This window comes from Acidicapsa ligni (genome assembly GCF_025685655.1).
In the GTDB taxonomy this organism is placed as follows: Bacteria; Acidobacteriota; Terriglobia; order Terriglobales; family Acidobacteriaceae; genus Acidicapsa; species Acidicapsa ligni.
This window is the reverse complement of sequence record NZ_JAGSYG010000005.1, coordinates 291,873-308,916: the sequence shown is the minus strand read 5'-3', so window position 1 is coordinate 308,916 and position 17,044 is coordinate 291,873. Positions and strand designations below refer to the sequence as shown.

16 protein-coding genes and 1 tRNA gene are annotated in these 17,044 nt (G+C 56.0%); 6 read left to right on the top strand and 11 right to left on the bottom strand.

What is annotated here, in order from left to right; genetic code table 11:
- Positions 1-122: 122 nt before the first annotated feature.
- On the top strand, positions 123-2,030 hold the full coding sequence (locus OHL19_RS18140; protein WP_449701831.1) for a CRTAC1 family protein: 1,908 nt from the start codon (positions 123-125) through the stop codon (positions 2,028-2,030).
- Positions 2,031-2,046: 16 nt separating this feature from the next.
- Here the strand turns inward: OHL19_RS18140 and OHL19_RS18135 are convergent.
- The 3 genes from OHL19_RS18135 to OHL19_RS18125 form a co-directional block, all read right to left on the bottom strand.
- Positions 2,047-2,122, bottom strand: a tRNA-Lys gene (locus OHL19_RS18135).
- 473 nt (positions 2,123-2,595) lie between these two features.
- Positions 2,596-4,365 (bottom strand): carboxypeptidase-like regulatory domain-containing protein, encoded by a 1,770-nt coding sequence (locus OHL19_RS18130; protein ID WP_263359220.1) that lies wholly within the window; start codon positions 4,363-4,365, stop codon positions 2,596-2,598.
- A 130-nt stretch (positions 4,366-4,495) separates the two neighbouring features.
- Entirely contained in the window at positions 4,496-6,349 is a 1,854-nt protein-coding gene (locus tag OHL19_RS18125; RefSeq protein ID WP_263359219.1) for a GWxTD domain-containing protein, read from the bottom strand.
- A gap of 362 nt (positions 6,350-6,711) precedes the next feature.
- Between OHL19_RS18125 and OHL19_RS18120 the strand changes: the two genes are divergently transcribed.
- From OHL19_RS18120 to OHL19_RS18110, 3 genes are all read left to right on the top strand, one after another.
- Entirely contained in the window at positions 6,712-8,094 is a 1,383-nt protein-coding gene (locus OHL19_RS18120; protein WP_263359218.1) for an HlyD family secretion protein, read from the top strand.
- Positions 8,095-8,168: 74 nt separating this feature from the next.
- Positions 8,169-8,918 carry an ABC transporter ATP-binding protein gene (locus OHL19_RS18115; RefSeq protein ID WP_317890593.1) on the top strand — a complete coding sequence of 250 codons (750 nt, stop codon included), beginning with the start codon at positions 8,169-8,171 and terminating at the stop codon, positions 8,916-8,918.
- Positions 8,919-9,081: 163 nt separating this feature from the next.
- A complete protein-coding gene (locus OHL19_RS18110) occupies positions 9,082-10,194 on the top strand; it encodes a sigma 54-interacting transcriptional regulator (RefSeq protein WP_263359217.1) in 1,113 nt (370 codons plus the stop codon).
- A gap of 11 nt (positions 10,195-10,205) precedes the next feature.
- Here OHL19_RS18110 and OHL19_RS18105 read toward each other — a convergent pair whose 3' ends face one another.
- From OHL19_RS18105 to OHL19_RS18070, 8 genes are all read right to left on the bottom strand, one after another.
- Positions 10,206-10,994: a ribonuclease HII gene (locus OHL19_RS18105; protein ID WP_263359216.1), complete on the bottom strand. Its 789-nt coding sequence runs from the start codon at positions 10,992-10,994 to the stop codon at positions 10,206-10,208.
- Positions 10,995-11,140: 146 nt separating this feature from the next.
- The gene (gene rplS / locus OHL19_RS18100; protein WP_396126798.1) at positions 11,141-11,500 is read right to left on the bottom strand and encodes a 50S ribosomal protein L19; all 360 of its coding nucleotides are present in this window, start codon (positions 11,498-11,500) and stop codon (positions 11,141-11,143) included.
- Between the two features lie 110 nt (positions 11,501-11,610).
- Positions 11,611-12,024, bottom strand: coding sequence for a VOC family protein (locus OHL19_RS18095; protein ID WP_263359215.1), 414 nt, complete (start codon positions 12,022-12,024; stop codon positions 11,611-11,613).
- Positions 12,021-12,839: a tRNA (guanosine(37)-N1)-methyltransferase TrmD gene (trmD, locus tag OHL19_RS18090; protein WP_263359214.1), complete on the bottom strand. Its 819-nt coding sequence runs from the start codon at positions 12,837-12,839 to the stop codon at positions 12,021-12,023. Before trmD ends, OHL19_RS18095 begins: the two co-directional genes overlap by 4 nt.
- Entirely contained in the window at positions 12,829-13,467 is a 639-nt protein-coding gene (gene rimM / locus OHL19_RS18085) for a ribosome maturation factor RimM (RefSeq protein WP_263359213.1), read from the bottom strand. The genes trmD and rimM overlap by 11 nt, the downstream gene beginning before the upstream one ends.
- A 42-nt stretch (positions 13,468-13,509) precedes the next feature.
- Entirely contained in the window at positions 13,510-13,770 is a 261-nt protein-coding gene (locus tag OHL19_RS18080; protein ID WP_263359212.1) for a KH domain-containing protein, read from the bottom strand.
- Positions 13,771-14,000: 230 nt separating this feature from the next.
- On the bottom strand, positions 14,001-14,258 hold the full coding sequence (gene rpsP, locus OHL19_RS18075; protein WP_263359263.1) for a 30S ribosomal protein S16: 258 nt from the start codon (positions 14,256-14,258) through the stop codon (positions 14,001-14,003).
- Between the two features lie 492 nt (positions 14,259-14,750).
- Positions 14,751-15,611 carry an alpha/beta hydrolase gene (locus tag OHL19_RS18070; RefSeq protein ID WP_263359211.1) on the bottom strand — a complete coding sequence of 287 codons (861 nt, stop codon included), beginning with the start codon at positions 15,609-15,611 and terminating at the stop codon, positions 14,751-14,753.
- A 145-nt stretch (positions 15,612-15,756) separates the two neighbouring features.
- On the opposite strand from OHL19_RS18070, the gene OHL19_RS18065 reads away from it, so the two are divergent.
- The gene (locus tag OHL19_RS18065) at positions 15,757-16,491 is read left to right on the top strand and encodes an esterase family protein (protein ID WP_317890591.1); all 735 of its coding nucleotides are present in this window, start codon (positions 15,757-15,759) and stop codon (positions 16,489-16,491) included.
- A 10-nt stretch (positions 16,492-16,501) separates the two neighbouring features.
- Entirely contained in the window at positions 16,502-17,014 is a 513-nt protein-coding gene (locus tag OHL19_RS18060; RefSeq protein ID WP_263359210.1) for a DUF1697 domain-containing protein, read from the top strand.
- The last annotated feature ends 30 nt before the right edge of the window (positions 17,015-17,044 follow it).

The following is a 17,044-nucleotide window of genomic DNA, read 5'->3' as shown; positions in this document are numbered from 1 at the left end:
AATATCTCCGTACCCAACGCTTCTTTTTCACTGCAATGAAACAGGATTATGCGGATGTACAGTCGCCTTGTGGATTCGCTATAGTAATCGCAATTCAAGCGCCTCGTATTGCGCAGTTGATAATGCAGCTCAGGAAAGGATCGAGTTCGGTGAAACGTCGCACGTTCCTCCAATCCCTCAGCCGCACAGCGTTGGTACTTCCCTTCGCAGATATTCTTGCTCTGGCATCTCCTGCGCAACAGGCACAGCCCGGCCTACCTAAAATTGGCGCCCAGGAGCGAAGCTATGAAGCCAAGCCTGCGCCGCCGCCTCCGGGCCCTAAGTCTCCGATAGAAGGAACGCCTCTCGGTATCAGTTTTGTCGATGTAGCAACTCAGGCTGGCTTGAACACCAAGACAATCTACGGCGGAGAATTCACGAATAAATACCTGCTCGAAACAACAGGATGCGGCCTCGCTTTCTATGACTACGACGATGATGGTTGGGTTGACCTGTTTCTAGTAAACGGCTGGAGATTAGAAGGTTTTCCCGCTGGCCAGGAACCACGCTGCCATCTCTTCAAAAACAATCGCGATGGAACATTCACTGACGTGACCATCGGCTCTGGACTTGAGCACAAGACCGGTTGGGGTCAGGCCTGCTGCGTGGGTGACTACAACAACGATGGTCATGAGGATCTGTTCGTGACCTACTACGGTCAAAACGTACTCTATCGCAACAATGGAAATGGAACGTTCACCGACGTGACACAACAGGCTGGCCTCATTCAACCCGGCCCTAAGATTCGCTGGAATACCGGATGCACTTTTGTCGACTATGACCGCGATGGACATCTCGATATCTTTGTTGCCAATTACGTCGACTTTGATCTCAAGACTGCGCCCAAACCTGAAGATGGCCCATGTACTTACAAGGGAATTCTTGTAGCGTGCGGTCCGCCTGGTCTGCCCGGCGGTGTGAACATTCTGTATCACAACAACGGTGACGGAACATTCAGCGACGTAAGTGAGAAGTCAGGTATGTTGACGTCGGTCGGGACGTACGGGCTGAGCGTCGCCGCCTCTGATCTTGATAATGACGGCTGGCCCGATATCTATGTGGCCAATGACTCCGCGCCTGCCACGCTCTATCTCAATCAAAAAGACGGAACGTTTCGAGACATCGCGATCGAAGCCGGGGCAGCACTTTCCGCAGAGGCAAAGCCGCAAGCCGGCATGGGCGTATCGATTGGGGATTACAACCGTGATGGCAACCTGGATGTAGTCAAGACAAACTTCGCAGGCGACACGGATTCACTCTATACCAACCTCGGCGATGCCACGTTCGAAGATCGAACCTATCCCGGAGGCCTCGGTGTTAATACGCGGCTTCTCGGCTGGGGTGTCGGTTTTTTTGATATGGACAATGACGGTTGGCTCGACCTGGTTATGTCGAACGGCCACGTGTATCCGGAGGTAGATAAGTCACGAACCGACCTGAAGTATGCCGAGCACAAGTATCTTTACCGCAATCTCCGAAACGGAAGATTCGAAGAAGTTACCAATCAGGGCGGTCCCGGAGTTTTAGAAAATGCCCCTGCACGCGGATGCGCATTCGGGGATTTCAACAATGATGGCTGCATCGACATCGCGGTGAATTGCATGAACACCGTGCCTCAACTGCTTCGCTGCGACTCCACTCTGAATCGTAACTGGATCAAGATCAAGTTGGTCGGAGTTAAATCCAATCGTTCGGGCATCGGTAGCCGCGTATCGGTGACAGCCATGACCTCGCCGGACTCGACCAAACCACTCATCCAGATGGAAGAGCTGCGCAGTGGCGGCAGCTACTTTTCCCAAAACGATTTGCGTATGCATTTCGGTCTGGATCAGGCGAAGAAGGCCGACATGGTCGAGATTCGATGGCTCAGCGGACAAGTCGATCAGATCAAAGACCTGGCAGCGAATCAACTGCATGTCATCCAGGAAGGTGGCAAAGTCCTCAAATCCGCACCCCTGCAGCAAGCCAAACTAGCTGCCAAACCGCACTAGAATTTATGTCTTGGAATGGTGGACCCGGTGGGAATCGAACCCACAACCTGTCGATTAAGAGTCGAATGCTCTGCCAGTTGAGCTACAGGTCCATGATGTAATTTACGCCCGGCAACAGAAAGTCGCACAAAGCTTGAACAGGTAAAAACACTGTCCACTTGAAGATTCTACCACAGTCCTTGAGCCGCTCCAATAGGCCACAGTATCGGGTAGCGGGTCAGCCTGCATACAGCATCGACGTTCAGAACTTTGTCCTCGCCCTTGCTTTTGCCGTTGCCTTTCCGGCTGTCATTCCCGAAGGGAATCTGCTTCTGCCCTTCCCCAGAGAACTGCCACAAATAAAATGACCCCACCCGAAAGTGAGGTCATTTAAGCTTGCGAAAATTGAACCGGATGGATCGCTCTCGCAACCTGGTAAATTAGCCTTCGCGCTTGCGTCCCGGTTCAACCTTCGGCTTCGGCTTGGGAGCCTTTTTGGTCTCCCGCTTCCCTGTATCTTTGCTTCCCATAGAGTTCCCTACCCCACTGATAGATTTCTTACCTGAAACGTCTGACTCAAGCCTGATTAAAAGGTAAACGCCAGACCACCGCGAACGCAACGGGGAGCCTGCGCAAAATAAATCTGCGAACCATCGCTGGTAAGGAACGGCTGATATCCCTCGGCCAGCAAATTCTCCAGATCGAGTACGAAATCGAAGCCGCCCGGCCCCTGCCGATTGGTCCAGACCGGCTGGCGCACATAGACATTCAGATACGGCTCGCTGGCGTCGACGGCGAATGGAGCGACCGCAGTTACCGTCGACTCCGGTTGCCTGCGATAGCTGGCCCGCCAGTGCGTCTTAGTCTCCTGCACCGTGCCGGAGAGCGAAATCGAATACATCTGCGCGCGGTGCGAGTGCGCACTCTGGACGATAGTGCCGAGATCTTCCGGATTGAGGTTGGCATGCATCACCAGGGCGTCTCCGCTGGCGTAACTCAACCTGACTTTATTGTGCCCCGGCAAACGGCTCTCCACCGATGCCATCAAGCCCTTGGTCGAATAATTTGGGCCCGCCGTGCGCAGCATATTGCTGGCGCCATCCACCAGCACCCATTGCCCGGCGTTGTCTCCGCTGGTCAAATGACCCGATCCCTGCAGCATGGGATTTTCAATCGAATCCCCGTAGATCACAAACTGCATGGATGCCGGGCCAGCAGTCGTGGACCAGCCTAATTCCTGGTGCAATCCATGCTCCAGCACCAGCGAACCATTCCGTTCGCTCAGAACCGGCAGCCAGGTTCTCGGCGATACCTCGCTGGCATCCTGATTCATTGCATTCATCGCTCGCGAGGTTGCCACGCGGTACTGCAAGGCGCTTGCTCCTCGATGCATCGTCAGGCTGGCGAACGGCAATGCCGCCACCACCGTCGAACCACCGCCGACCCTCGCCAAAACCTGATCGGAACCAGCCTCGGCCTCCAGCGTGTTCAGCATTTGCAAGGATTCCCATGTGCGGAAAGCCGCTGTCTGCAATCCCTGCTGGCTGCCTGCGCCTGCCTCCGGGTCCACAAGTACGGCTGCCAGGGTCTGCATGGAGCTCGATCCAAGGCCGGTATTCGTCAACTCCTGCCGGAAGCCGAGCATCGCTTCCATGAGGCCTGCCACTTCGGGAGAAACCTCTGTACTCATCGCAACCCGGTGACGCTCAGAGGTATCCTCCTGCATGGCCACCGAAACCTGCTCCGGGCTTGCCCCGAATTGATGCTGACCCGCCGTAGCCTGTACCCGTAATTTGCGCTTGCTCTGCGAACCTGGCTGGGTCTCCGCAGTCTCATTGCTTCCATCCCAGACCATGATTGGCGAGCCATCGTCCAGCCAGCGCAGCAGAGGACGGCCCTGTGCCGAGCGCAGCGTCCATGCCCAGTCATCTTCGCCCTGGGGACGCGGACGCTGCGGCTGCGGAGCCCATTGCATCAGGTCATACAAACTATTGAGCGTGAGATTGACGACGGTATTGGTGCGAATACGCAGGTTTTGCTTGATAGAGGGAATAAAACTTGCGCTGAGCGCCTTGAGCGCGTATTGCCCCGGCCTCACCGTCGCGATGCTGTAGTGGCCCTTGCTGTCGGTAAAGACACGCGCCACCAGCGATGAATCGGCGCGAAGCAGCTCTACAGCAACCCCGATCTGCGGAGCACCCGTAGAATCGGAGACCACACCCGCAACAGATCCACGGCCCCCGATTGGGACTGCGGCGGAGGCAACTGTGGGAGAGGGGAGACTTCCCAGGGCGGCTAGCGCGAAACACGCAATGAAGAATTGCGTACTTACGAATTGTTGAATCGTTCGCTTCACGTTGTTTGAGTGATCGAAATGCGCCCCGGCTGTCTCACTTTTCTTGAGAATGCCTTTCTCCTAAATTGCACATCCAACAGGATCGACCGGGTACTTCGCCCGGTCGTATCACTCACCTTGGGGGGATACCCTATTCGACGACAAAAGACGCAGTTTTGGCAACCTCTTGTTTCGAAATTGCGTCATTGATCCGAATCGTCATCTTGTAGGAGCCCGGCTGCAAACCTGCCAGCGCAACGCTCTGCTCCATCGTCAACTGGTCGCTGTGCGCGCTCAGGTCCGCAGACGCCTGATGCGTTTCGAGCAACAACTTGTCCGAAGCAGAATCCCGTATCTCGTAGGTCACCGTCGCCGAATTACTCTTCGTCTTGTCGTCGATGCCCAGGTTGTACACCTGCATCCAGCAGTTCAAATGCTGATCGCGCGTAAACTTCACCGGCGTCGCGACATTCGCACTCACGCGGGGGCGAATGTAAGTATTGCCGAGGATGAAGTTACCCGTGCCAATCGTCTGATTGGGAACCTTCTCCATACGATCCGCAAGGATCAGGGAAGAGGTCGCCAGCTTCTCATCGTCATACTTGGGAACGTTGAGACTCTGCGCATAGATTCCGATGTGATCCTTGTTGTTTACATCCTTGATCGCAATATCCATACGATATGCGCCGGGACGCAACGGCAACGCCTTCCAGTAGACCGACTGCTTGTCCAATGTCTTCTGCAGCAGTTCCTCTGGCTGGGTGATCTCCACCGTATCTTCAAATGTCTGAACGGTCTTATGTGTAATCGTCGAGACCTTGCCCAGAATATTGACTACGCCCTTGGAGACGCCGTCCTTGGTAATAAAGGTTACGTCCCGGTTCTTGATCTGAAGCGTGACTGGCACCAGCACTGTATCTTCCGTCACCTTTGCATAGTCCGTGCGCACTTCAAACGGGAACACTGGTCCGCTCAACAGGGTGTGCTCAGAGATGAAGTTATCCAGATCCTTGAACTTGATCGGCGGAGGAGCAAAAATCTTCGCCGCCAGCTCGATGCGGTCAAACTGCTTCGATTGCTGGCCAGTGGACATTGGCCCAGTTCCCAGGCTTTCGAGTCCGCCCTTGAAACGGTCGGCTTTCTTCGCCTGCCCCATCTGCTCGTACATGGTTTCGCCGCCGCCTGGAACATGCAGCAGCGCATCTTTTTCCGAGCGATCAATAGTGAAGTGATAGTCGCCGCACTGGCAGGTATCGACAAACTCCAGATCGATATTGTCGCCTATGCCTTCGAGATAGCGGTAATGCCATGTTTCGAATGGGAAGGTGGAGGTTTCGCCGCCGCCCTCATCCATTGGCCGCTCGTAGCTGCCGCCCGAGGGATGCGAATCGATCGAGTCCGGCTTACCAAACGAAATATAGATGTGGCCGCGATCCGTCTTCCAGCCCGGTTTGCCCGCCGCGTAATGCTCGTTGGCGTAGGCGATACGGCGATAATGCTCTTCGCGGAATTCGTTGTCCGGCGAATCCGGATTCGGATTGCGGCGCAGCCAGAATTGCTCAATGAAGGCATCGCGCTCTTCATCGTTGCTCAGACTCTTGAAAGCCTTGGATTCCTGATCCGTAATGATCCAGGCAACATCCTGGTTGAGCCAGGTCTTGTAGGCGCCAGAGATTTCCTGCTTCATCTCGCGCTGACGCTTGATCTTCTGTTTATCCGAAAGCGGCCGGTTCAGCGGATCGACATCCTCCGGCTTATCCAGCTTTTTGCGGTCCTTGTCACTGCCCGCGGCCGGGGCTGTCGTCTGTGGCGCGTCTTGCGGCGCTGCCGGTTCCTGCATGGCCATTGTCAGTACGGCGGCTGCTCCAGGTGCAACTGCACCAATAACCGGGAACCCCCATGCGGTTGCCCCATTGAGCCCACTACCGGGCACAAGCATGAAAATGCCGATTCCAAGTGCCAAAACCGACGACTTCTGTGACAAGCGAACTACCTTCTGCTTCATTTTGATATCCAACTCCCGCAAGCCCCTATTCTACGGTTGCGCAAGGGCGCGAGCAAGGATGGGAGTGCAGATTAGACCCCTCTTTGATAAAAACGTCACTTATAAATACAGAAAATAGGAAATAGTGCCGCACAGACGAAAGAGTAGGCCCCGGACCAGCACAGAGTGAATAGCGAATAGACAGATTTGACGGATAGGCGAATTGAGCCGGCCAGCAGCAAGTCCGGCACTCCATTCCCTAATCCGTAGCCCTTAGTCCCTGCTCCTTAACCTCCGGCCCCTGCTTTTAGCTTTTTCTGGGAACTCCCACGCTGGAGATTGCGTACACTGTCAGCGGAGACTACCTCACAGTAAATTCAGATATGAAAAAAGTCATTGTCATCATTTTGATCGTCTTGGCACTTGCCGGTCTGGTTTCCTTCATGGTGTGGAAGGCTCAGTCCGGATACACCAGCGTACTCACCGGCAAGGTGGTTCGGCAGGATCTGACGACGATTGTCAGCGGCACTGGTCAAATTAAGCCAAAAACCTATGTCAACGTCGGCGCAACCTCCTTCGGGCGCATCACTCACCTGGATGTGAAGGAAGGCGACCACGTCAGCAAAGGACAAGTGCTCGCCCGGGTCGAAAACGTTCAACCCGAGGCCAATGTCGATGCCCAGCAGGCCCTGATTGCCTCGTCCAAGACGGATGTAGCCTCTTTCGTCGCGGCTGAAGCAACAGCCAAGGCCAACGTGGAGCACTCCAAGGCGGATCTGGAGCAGAAACGCCTGGATTGGGAGCGAGCGCAGGGCCTCTATAAGGAAGGCATCATGGCCAAACAGGACTTTGACGCCAAGAAAGCCGCCTATGATCTCGCCGTAGCCACCCTTGCCCAGTCGGACGCAGCTGCCCTTCAGTCCCGCGCGCAAACGGAATCCGCCCGCGCCAAGGTCACGAACAACCAGGCCACGCTTCGTTCCAACGTTGACGCGCTGGATAAAACCGTCTCCACCGCGCCCTTCAACGGCATCGTGACCAACTTGCCGGTTCGCGAGGGTGAAACAGTCGTCGTCGGCATTCAGAACGCCGAGGGCTCGACTTTGATGACCCTGGCGGATATGAGCGTCATTACCGCCGAAGTCAAAGTCGACGAAACAGACATCGTCAATATACAGATGGGGCAATCCGCCGAGGTTACGGTGGACGCACTCCCTGGCCGCGTCTATAAGGGTCACGTCACCCTGGTCGGCGATCAGGCCATCCTGCGCTCCACCGGTATAGCCACCTCGCAGAGCACCACCGGAACCGAAGAGGCCAAGGACTTCAAGGTCGTCATCACCTTGGATACGACAGGCGATGCAGCGAAGGAGCTTCGTCCCGGCCTTTCGACCACGGCCAAGATCACGACTGCCCACAAGGCAAGTGTGCTCACCATCCCGATCCAGGCGCTCACCCTGCATATTCCTGAGACACTGGATGCTACCGGCAAACCAGTACCTCCGCCGACACCCGCGCCAGGAGCCAAGCCAGTCGTTCCGATTCAAGGCGTCTTCACCGTCAAGGACCAGAAAGGCAAGCCTCACGCCATTTTTGTTCCAGTAACGACCGGCATCACCGGCGCTACGGATATCGAGGTACTTTCCGGCCTTGTCGAAGGACAGGAGATCATTACCGGGCCGTTCAAAACCATGCGTGCGCTCAAAGGCGGCGCGTTGCTCAAGCGAGACGATACCAAGCCGTCCGCGGCAACACCGGCGAATTAACCGTTTCTGCGCCGGAGGGACATACCCTCCGGCAACCACCCAGGCTTTATTGTTGAGTTAGAGGACTTACCAGGATGTCGACCAACAGCATCACGACAGCGGAAACAGCGCAAGGCTCCCAGACAAAACGCGACATGATCGTCGTCGAAAATCTCTGGAAGACCTACGACATGGGCTCGGAGCAGCAGGTCAGCGCCCTGCGAGGCATCTCGCTGAATATCAAAGACAATGAATATGTCGCGATCATGGGTCCGTCAGGCTCGGGCAAATCCACGTTCATGAACCTGATCGGCTGCCTCGATACTCCGTCCAAGGGCAATTACTGGCTCAACAGCCAGTTGGTCAGCGCGCTGGACGACGATGAACTGGCCCGCATTCGCAACAAGGAAATCGGATTCGTCTTCCAGACATTTAACCTGCTGGCCCGCGCCTCCGCGCTGCACAATGTCGAGCTGCCGCTTATCTATAACGGCACCCCCGCAGCCGAACGCCTGGAGCGCGCCAAAGAGGCCCTGCGTAACGTCAATCTCGAAACCCGCATGAATCACAAGCCCAACGAGCTCTCCGGTGGACAACGCCAGCGTGTGGCCATCGCCCGTGCCCTGGTCAATCGGCCCTCCATCATCCTGGCCGATGAACCGACCGGCAACCTGGACTCCAAAACCGGCGTTGAAATTATGGCTCTCTTTGACGAACTGCAATCCAAGGGCAACACCATTGTTCTCGTCACCCACGAGCCGGATATCGCAGAGTACGCTCACCGTGTGGTTCACATCCGCGACGGCGAAATCGCCTCCGACGAGCCCTCGAAGCGCGTGCGCTAACAGAATCCCAGGCAATCACCCACCGGCCTTTCGATCGCGTTTTCCCAAACCATGCGCGATCTGGAGGCCGGTTCCGCTTTAGCAATCCTCTTCCTGCAACGCCTCCAGCCATTCAAGTTCGCCTCGGCATCGCCGATAGGGCCAGAAGGACTGCTCCTTCACCATGCCCATGCTCAATGACTCTCTCAAGAACTCGCTCAACGACTCCCTCAGAAATTCGAACCATAACTCGTCCAATAATTCGCTAAACGACTCGAACAACCACGCTCCCTCGATGCCCCACCAGCATGCGAACGATTCGAGTGCGCCCAGGGCATCGGATCTTGCCGAGTTTATCTGTGTAAGCGCCGCTCTTCGCCGCCTGCTGCTCCAGGCCGATGTAACCGGAAACCGCATGCACATCGCAAGCATCGAAGGCGAAGCCGGCACCGGCAAGCATCTTTTCGCGCAGACAATCCACCGCCGCTCCGAGCACGCAACCCTGCCTTTTCGACGGCGGGACGCCCGCGAATGGCTGGCTACCGACACAGACCCCGGCGAGTTGACCGGAACCCTCTACCTCGACCGCATTGACATGCTGGCGCCCGCTGGTCAAAGCCTGCTGCTCAATCTGGTCCGGACGCTCCCCGACAAGACAAACCCAGCCCCGCCCCCTGCATTCCAGCCCTCCGGATTATCGCGACAACCCGGACTCGCTCACCTCTCTCGATTTCTCCTGCTCGTCTCCAGCCATGCTCCGCTGCGGCATCTCGCCGCACAGGGAAAACTTCTTCCCGATCTCGCGTTCCGCCTCTCTGCTGTTCGATTTTCTCTGCCACCGCTGCGAGAGCATCGCGAAGACATCGCCCCCATCGCACAAGCACTGGTCGACCGCATCTGCCGCCGCTACCAGCAACCTACAGCGGTTCTGGCTCAGGGCACGCTTCCAAGGCTGCTGCAACATACATGGCCCGGCAATGTTCGTGAACTGGCCGCCGCGCTTGAATCCGCAATCCTGGAATCGGAAACCGGAACCATACGGCCTTCCGACCTCGCACTCGCTCTCGAACTTCCAGAACAACATGCCGCGCATGAATTCGAGCCGCGAACATTCAAGCCGAATCAGGAATCGCCAATTGCTTCCCTCAATCTCACCCTGGATCTGGCCATTCAACGACATATCCAGACAGTGCTGAAGCTGAATCGGGGCAATAAGCTCCGCACAGCTCGCCAACTCGGTATTAGCCGCTCCACCCTCTATCGGCTCCTCGTCGGTGAATCCGGCTTGGCGAGCTAAACAGCTTCTCCCTACTCCTCGATCAAATCGAACTCCAACTCAATCGCATCGAGAATGTCGATTCCCTCAACCCCGCCCATAAACAGTTCGGCGACCGGCGCAAAGCTTCGTCGATGCATCTCCGTAATCCCCAATCGAAGCAGAGCAGCTTTGTGTTCCGGTGTTCCATAACCCTTGTTCCGAGCCAGTCCGTAGCCGGGAAACTGCGTATCCAGTTCGCACAGCAACCGGTCGCGATGCACCTTGGCGATCACACTGGCAGCGGCAATCGAGAGGCTGCGAGCATCGCCCTTCACCACCGTCGTCTGGCGACACACCGCATCGATTTTCTGGTTGCCGTCAATCAGCAGGTGATCCGGATCGAGCCCCTGGCGGCACAGGCTCTCCACAGCAATCTTCATCGCCAGCCGCGAAGCCTGCAGAATGTTAATCCTGTCGATGGTGCTCACATCGACCTCCGCAACCGCGCAGGCAACGGCTATCGAACGCACTCGCTCATTGAAATGTTCGCGCTCTTCTTCGCTCAGCTTTTTGGAGTCGTTCAGCCCTTCAAGCTCTGCGCCCTCCGGCAGGATGACCGCCGCAGCCACCACCGGCCCAAATAACGGACCCCGCCCAACCTCATCAACTCCCGCAATGAGCCGCGAACCCTCAGCCCGCGCAGCGATTTCAAACTCCCAATTGCAAATCCATCTGTCGACAGGCTCAGCTCCAGCTAAATCCAGCCGCGCCGCCTCGGTAGGCCGCCGCGCATTCGTCTTGCGGGCTTTGCCGACCGGCTCTTTAGTTTTGGATTTCACGCGAGCAGCCATAACCAAGTATAGAAACAGGCCGAGGCAACCTGAGAACAGCTACGCCCACGTTCCGCAAATCATATGTGGAAAAACGGGCAGAAAAAAGCCCCGGCACATGGCCGAGGCTTCTCTGGAATTGATTTGAAGAAAGCTTACGCGCGGTCGCGGGCAACTTCCTTCATACGGGCTGCCTTACCACGCAGTTCGCGAATATAAAACAGCTTGGCGCGGCGAACGCGGTAGCTGCGAATCTTCTCGACCCGGTCCACAACTTTGGAGTTGAAGGGGAAGATACGCTCAACGCCCTGGCCAAAGCTAATCTTGCGCACGGTAAAGGTACCCTCAGGGCCATGCTTGATGGCGATCACGAGGCCTTCAAAAGCCTGAAGACGTTCTTTGTCGCCTTCTTTGATCTTGACCTGTACGCGAATCTGGTCACCGGCCTTGAACACCGGCAAATCGGTACGCTTCAGCTTATCCGCCAAGCGCTGCATTACTGGATGAATAGACATACGCTGCTACTTTCCTGCTGAATTTCTTGCTTAAATTTCCTGATTGATCCAACTGACACTCAGAACTTCAAGTCTACTACAGAATATGATCTGAAGACTACTCTACGGTATTACTTCTGATCGGCGCCTATACGCTTTTCCCATGCTTCCTGCTCCGCATGGCCCCAATGACAGATCGTCACGCTGTATCCATCGGGATCAAACATGCGAATCTCGCCGCTCCGCATCCAGTCCGGGGAAACAATCTCGGGGACCTCAAGGCCAGCGCTCCGCAGTTGCTCTCGAAAACCAATTAGATCCGCCGTATACATTACAAGCGAAGAAGTCTGGACCTTCGGGTAAAGCTGCCCTTGCACTACTAACAACATTAGCGAACCACCCTCGCAATGCAGTCGCGCCCAACTTGCCCGCGTGTTACCCACTTTGTCTATCAACTCAAATCCCAGCAGCTCATAGAACACGATCGATCGCTCTACATCCATCACCTGCCGCATCGGCGTCGCATACTTGGCCTTAATCGTCATTGGCCGTTATCCTCCGACCGCAATCTATCCAAAATGCTCAGATCCTGTTCGCTCAAGGCAGCATTTTCCAGTAAATCAGGCCGGTTCTTCAACGTCTTGCGCAACTGCTGTTCCCGCCGCCATTTTCGAACTGCCTGATGATCGCCGCCCATCAGCACTTCTGGCACAGCAACGCCGCCAAACTCAGCAGGCCGTGTGTAGTGCGGATAATCCAGCAGCCCACCCGCTCCATGCTGCGACCGAGGAACGCCCTCAACATCCGTAGTGATCGACGCATCCCCCACGCCAAAGCTCTCAAACTCGCTCGAAGCCTCGTTGCCCAGCACTCCAGGCACCAGCCGCATCACCGCATCCAGAATGACTGCCGCACCCAGCTCACCGCCGCTCAAGACATAATCCCCAATCGAAAGCTCCCGGTCGCAATACAACTCGTTGATGCGCTCATCCACTCCCTCGTATCGGCCGCAAATAAAGACCACACGCTCCAGCGCCGCCAACTCACGCGCCACTGCCTGCGTAAACGGCTTCCCCTGTGCAGAGAGCAGAACAACCGATGTGCCCTGCCGGCCATCCGCGCCCAAAACTCCAATGCCAAGCGACTCCAGCGCATCGGCTAACGGCTCCGCTTTAAGCACCATTCCCTCGCCGCCGCCAAAGGGACGATCGTCCACAGTGCGATGCCGATCATGCGTAAACTCCCGCAGATCACGCACCCCGATCTCCACCAGCCCTTTCTTCTGCGCACGGCTGACGACACCATGCTCAAAAAAGCCACGAAAGAACTCCGAAAAAATCGTAAGAATCTCAAACCGCATCGAGATCCTCGGAAACATCCTCGGAAACATTTTTGTCTGCGTTCGGTACCTGCACGTCAACCAGCCTATCCGGCAGCGCCATCTCGACCCGCTTTTTCTCCAGATCGATCTTTCGCAGATAAGCCTTGGCGAATGGCACCAGGATTTCGTCTCCGTTGCCTACACCCTTTATCACCAGCAGCGAAACTGGCCCGGCATCGCGGTCCACGCCTTCGATCTCTCCGACGATCTGCGCAGGATCATGCGCAACATCCACGAGAGAGCAGCCCATCAGGTCGCCGACATAAACCTCGTCCTCGCCCAGTGGCACGCGCTCGGTTCTGGGGACGGCGACCACCAGATCGCGTAGCTTCTCCGCATCGTTGATCGAATCAATGCCGGCAAAGTGCAGCACGACATCTCCGGTGTGTCCGGACTTATGCAGCCAATGCGAATTGAGCGTGATTTCACGCGCGGCTTCCCGATCGGTTCCAGCGGCAGTCAGCAGCCAGACCTGTTTGCGCTCTGCAAATTTTTCAGGAAAATCAGTCAGAATCTCGGCCAGCACTTCGCCCTTGCGACCCTGCACCTTGCGAATGCGCGCCAGCCAAACCCAAGCCTGTAAATCAGGCAACTGCTCCGCCATCATCGAACTCCCGGATAGACCCAGCCGTGGCAGCCGCCTGAAAGACTAGTCCTCTTCGAGGATGTCCAGCGTGTAACGGTGGTGCAGCTTCATGCTCACCGCGCCCAGAATCGTGCGCACCGAGCGCGCCGTCCGCCCCTGTTTGCCAATCACTTTGCCCACGTCCTGCGGAGCTACCTTGAGCCTCAGGACAGTGTTTTCGTCCCTGCTTACCGATTCCACTTCCACAGCGCCCGGTTCATCTACTAACGCGCGCGCAATCTGGCGAACCAGCTCATCCACTGCGACCATATCCAATTGGGTCATGCACGTACTCCATCCCCAAAACTTGCGGATATTCTGGACAATCCAGCCGTCCAGACTCTATACCGCAAGAGTCACCGTTTGTTCGGTGGGCTATAGTACCAGCCCGAACCTACATTCGTCAGTAACTCAAGTTATTGCAATTGGTACTCTTAACTGAGGGTACTGCGGGCCTGTTAACTCCGCGGACCCAACCCCTTTGGGATTGGGCTCGCTCGATTGCAGAACGTGGCCTAGGCAGCTACCGTTTCAGCCGGAGCGGCTGCGGGATTCTTCGCGACCAGCTTGGCAACGCGATCCGAGAACTGCGCGCCAACGCTGATCCAGTACTTAATCCGGTCATGTTCCAGCGAAACCGCTGCTGGGTTTTTGCGGGGATCGTAAGTGCCTACGACTTCGATGGAGCGGCCATTGCGGGCGCGATCCTTTTCGATCACGACGATACGGTAAAACGGCTTCTTGGTAGCGCCAAAACGCGCCAGACGAATCATAACCACGGCGATGCATTTCCTTTCAAATCTTGCGAATACGTTCGTGTCAGGAGGAAAGTCGTGTCAGACAAAACAGACACTTTCAAAACCGAGGGGCGGGACAGAAGACCAGCCGCACAAGACACAACAACTAAGTATCGCTGAAAATAGGTGTTTTGAGCAACCTGTAAACAGAAATCAACACTTCCCTCTCAGTACTTCCCCATAGACCGGCCATGCTATTTCAAGAAATTGTGCATTAGTCTCCGTCTGTCTAATTCACGTAAGAGCTGCCACAACGGTTTTTGGGTCTCTTCAAATTGCAACGCTACGCTATAGTGTTCACGAATTCGCACTAGGATATCTGCGGGATCGGACATAGACACATCCCAAAGCGACGCCTCATCACTGATGAAAGAGGCTGTTCGTCCCAAAGCACCTTCTCGAAAAGCTCATTAGAGAGCAGTTCGACCTTCTGCATCTCAGTATTTGAACTAAAACCGACCACAGGGATTAGCGTCCACTCGCAGGAAATAAAAACCGCAGCATAGGCCTGACCCGCTTCGCCCAACTGGCCTCATCATGCGTTCCACCGGGCGCTTTCTCAAAATGGACGCTCTCCTCATCCCGCCAGCCATTTGCCTTCAGCCTACGCGCCAGGACTTCTGCATCCCGCACCATCATGCGGCCTTCGAGATCCCCGGCATCCAGCCAGATGCGTGGTTTAGCCTGCAGATGCGGAGCAACCTCGTTTACAAAGCCCAAAATGCTCTTGTGATTCCACCAGACACTCGGCGAAAGCACCGCCAGCCGCCCAAAAATATCCGCGTAGCGCAGGCCGAGATACAGCGAAACCAGGCCACCCAACGAGGAGCCGCCCATCCCTGTATGCTCGCGCCCTGTCTTGATGTGGTAATGCGCGGCAATCCACGGCATCAGCTCCTCGGTAATCAGCCTGCCGTAGGAGTCAGCCTCGCCGCCGCCCATCTGCCAGTCGCGCTCATGCGTGTACTCCGCCAGGCGACGATCACCGGTGTTGTAGATGCCCACAATGACCAGCGGCTCCACTTCCTCCGCCAGAATTGCGGCATCGGCAGATTCCCTGACCTGCCATGTCCGGCCAGGAATAAACGAAGTCCGCGGATCGAAGAGGTTCTGTCCATCATGCAGATACAGCACAGGATAAGTCCGCTCCGGATGCTCGTCATACCCCGGCGGAACATAGACGATCAGGTCCCGTTTATCGGGCAAAATCCGGCTGGCAAATCCCGGATGCAGACGCAAACGCTCGTGCGGCATCTCGGCCAGCATTCCCTCTGGAGGCGAATCCCACAACCCTGCGTTCAGCGGTGAGTCCTGCTCTACTGCTTCCACGTCCAAACTCTCCGCCCTCCGCCTTCCTCGCGGCTTTGCCATAGGCATTCCGCTACCATCCGCCCGTACCATGCAGCCTTCACTGCCCAGTCAGGATTTTCATCCCCGTGGCTGTTACAGTATCAAAAATAGCGCGCCTCCCCAAATGGCTCGAAAGGTGGTTCCTCCCGTGCATCGCGAGTATCACAAATGGTATTCCAGCCGCCTTGGGCGTGATATGGAGCTGCTCATCCACGGACACTCCGGCGTGCCCGTGCTGGTCTTCCCTACCTCCGGCGGACGCTTTTTCGAATTTGAAGATCGCGGCATGCCTGCCTCTATCGGCGACAAGATTGACCGTGGCGAAATTCAACTCTTCTGTGTCGATTCAATCGACATGGAAAGCTGGTACAACCGCAACGTGCCGCCGCGATGGCGCATTGCGCGGCATGTCCAGTACGAAGATTACCTGATCCACGAAGTCGTCCCGCTCATTCGAAATAAAAACTGGAACCCGCACCTGGTTGCGCTGGGTTGCAGCTTCGGCGGATATCATGCCGGGAATATTGCTTTCCGTCATCCCGATATCTTCACCGGCCTGCTGTCGATGTCGGGCGCTTTCGATATGTCCAACTTTCTGCGCGGCTACTACGATGACGACCTCTATCTGAACCTGCCGCCGCACTATCTGTCCAACCTCTCCGACGGCTGGTACTTCGATCGCTATCGGCGTAACACTTACATCCTGGCCACCGGCTGGGACGACCAATGTCTCGGCTCTAACCAACATCTCGACCAGATTCTCAGCAGCAAAGAGATCCCGCACAAACTCTATGTCTGGGACACATGGAATAGCCATGACTGGCCGACATGGAAGATGATGATGCGCGAGTATCTATAGGGAGCAAACCATGCCCTCGTACATTGCTTTATTACGCGCCGTAAATGTCGGAGGCACCGGCAAGCTGCCTATGACCGAGTTGAAATCCATGTGCGAGCAGGCCGGTTTCACAAAGATCAAGACATACATCGCCAGCGGCAACGTGGTCTTTCAAAGCAAACTCACAGAAGCGAAGGTCAAGTCGACACTTGAAGCGGCACTGGCTATCTATGCGGGCAAAGCCGTAGGCGTATGCGTGCGGACAGCAGCCGAAATGTCCGCCGTTCTCGCCGCCAATCCCTTCCCGGAACGAGCCACAAACAGCACTGTCGCAATCTTCCTCGATGCGCCGCCTCCAGCGAATGCACTTGACGCCGTCACCGGCCAAAGATCGGAAGAAATGCAGTTGGGCACGCGAGAGATTTACGTTCACTATGGAGAAGGCATGGGCGACTCTAAACTCAAGATCCCCACTGCAAAAGCCGGCACCGCACGCAACATGAACACCATTGCGAAACTAGCAGAAATGGCTCTAGCGCTTTAAAAGCAATGTAATTATTCATGCAAGATATAA

Bases quoted from the DNA above. Each gene is read 5' to 3' on its own strand.
- OHL19_RS18065 (WP_317890591.1), top strand. From the start codon at position 15,757: ATGGCTCGAAAGGTGGTTCCTCCCGTGCATCGCGAGTATCACAAATGG.
- trmD (WP_263359214.1), bottom strand. From the start codon at position 12,839: ATGCGGTTTGAGATTCTTACGATTTTTTCGGAGTTCTTTCGTGGCTTT.
- rpsP (WP_263359263.1), bottom strand. From the start codon at position 14,258: ATGATTCGTCTGGCGCGTTTTGGCGCTACCAAGAAGCCGTTTTACCGT.
- OHL19_RS18110 (WP_263359217.1), top strand. From the start codon at position 9,082: ATGCCCATGCTCAATGACTCTCTCAAGAACTCGCTCAACGACTCCCTC.
- OHL19_RS18115 (WP_317890593.1), top strand. From the start codon at position 8,169: ATGTCGACCAACAGCATCACGACAGCGGAAACAGCGCAAGGCTCCCAG.
- OHL19_RS18095 (WP_263359215.1), bottom strand. From the start codon at position 12,024: ATGACGATTAAGGCCAAGTATGCGACGCCGATGCGGCAGGTGATGGAT.
- OHL19_RS18140 (WP_449701831.1), top strand. From the start codon at position 123: ATGCAGCTCAGGAAAGGATCGAGTTCGGTGAAACGTCGCACGTTCCTC.
- OHL19_RS18080 (WP_263359212.1), bottom strand. From the start codon at position 13,770: ATGACCCAATTGGATATGGTCGCAGTGGATGAGCTGGTTCGCCAGATT.
- OHL19_RS18060 (WP_263359210.1), top strand. From the start codon at position 16,502: ATGCCCTCGTACATTGCTTTATTACGCGCCGTAAATGTCGGAGGCACC.
- OHL19_RS18120 (WP_263359218.1), top strand. From the start codon at position 6,712: ATGAAAAAAGTCATTGTCATCATTTTGATCGTCTTGGCACTTGCCGGT.
- rplS (WP_396126798.1), bottom strand. From the start codon at position 11,500: ATGTCTATTCATCCAGTAATGCAGCGCTTGGCGGATAAGCTGAAGCGT.
- OHL19_RS18125 (WP_263359219.1), bottom strand. From the start codon at position 6,349: ATGAAGCAGAAGGTAGTTCGCTTGTCACAGAAGTCGTCGGTTTTGGCA.
- rimM (WP_263359213.1), bottom strand. From the start codon at position 13,467: ATGATGGCGGAGCAGTTGCCTGATTTACAGGCTTGGGTTTGGCTGGCG.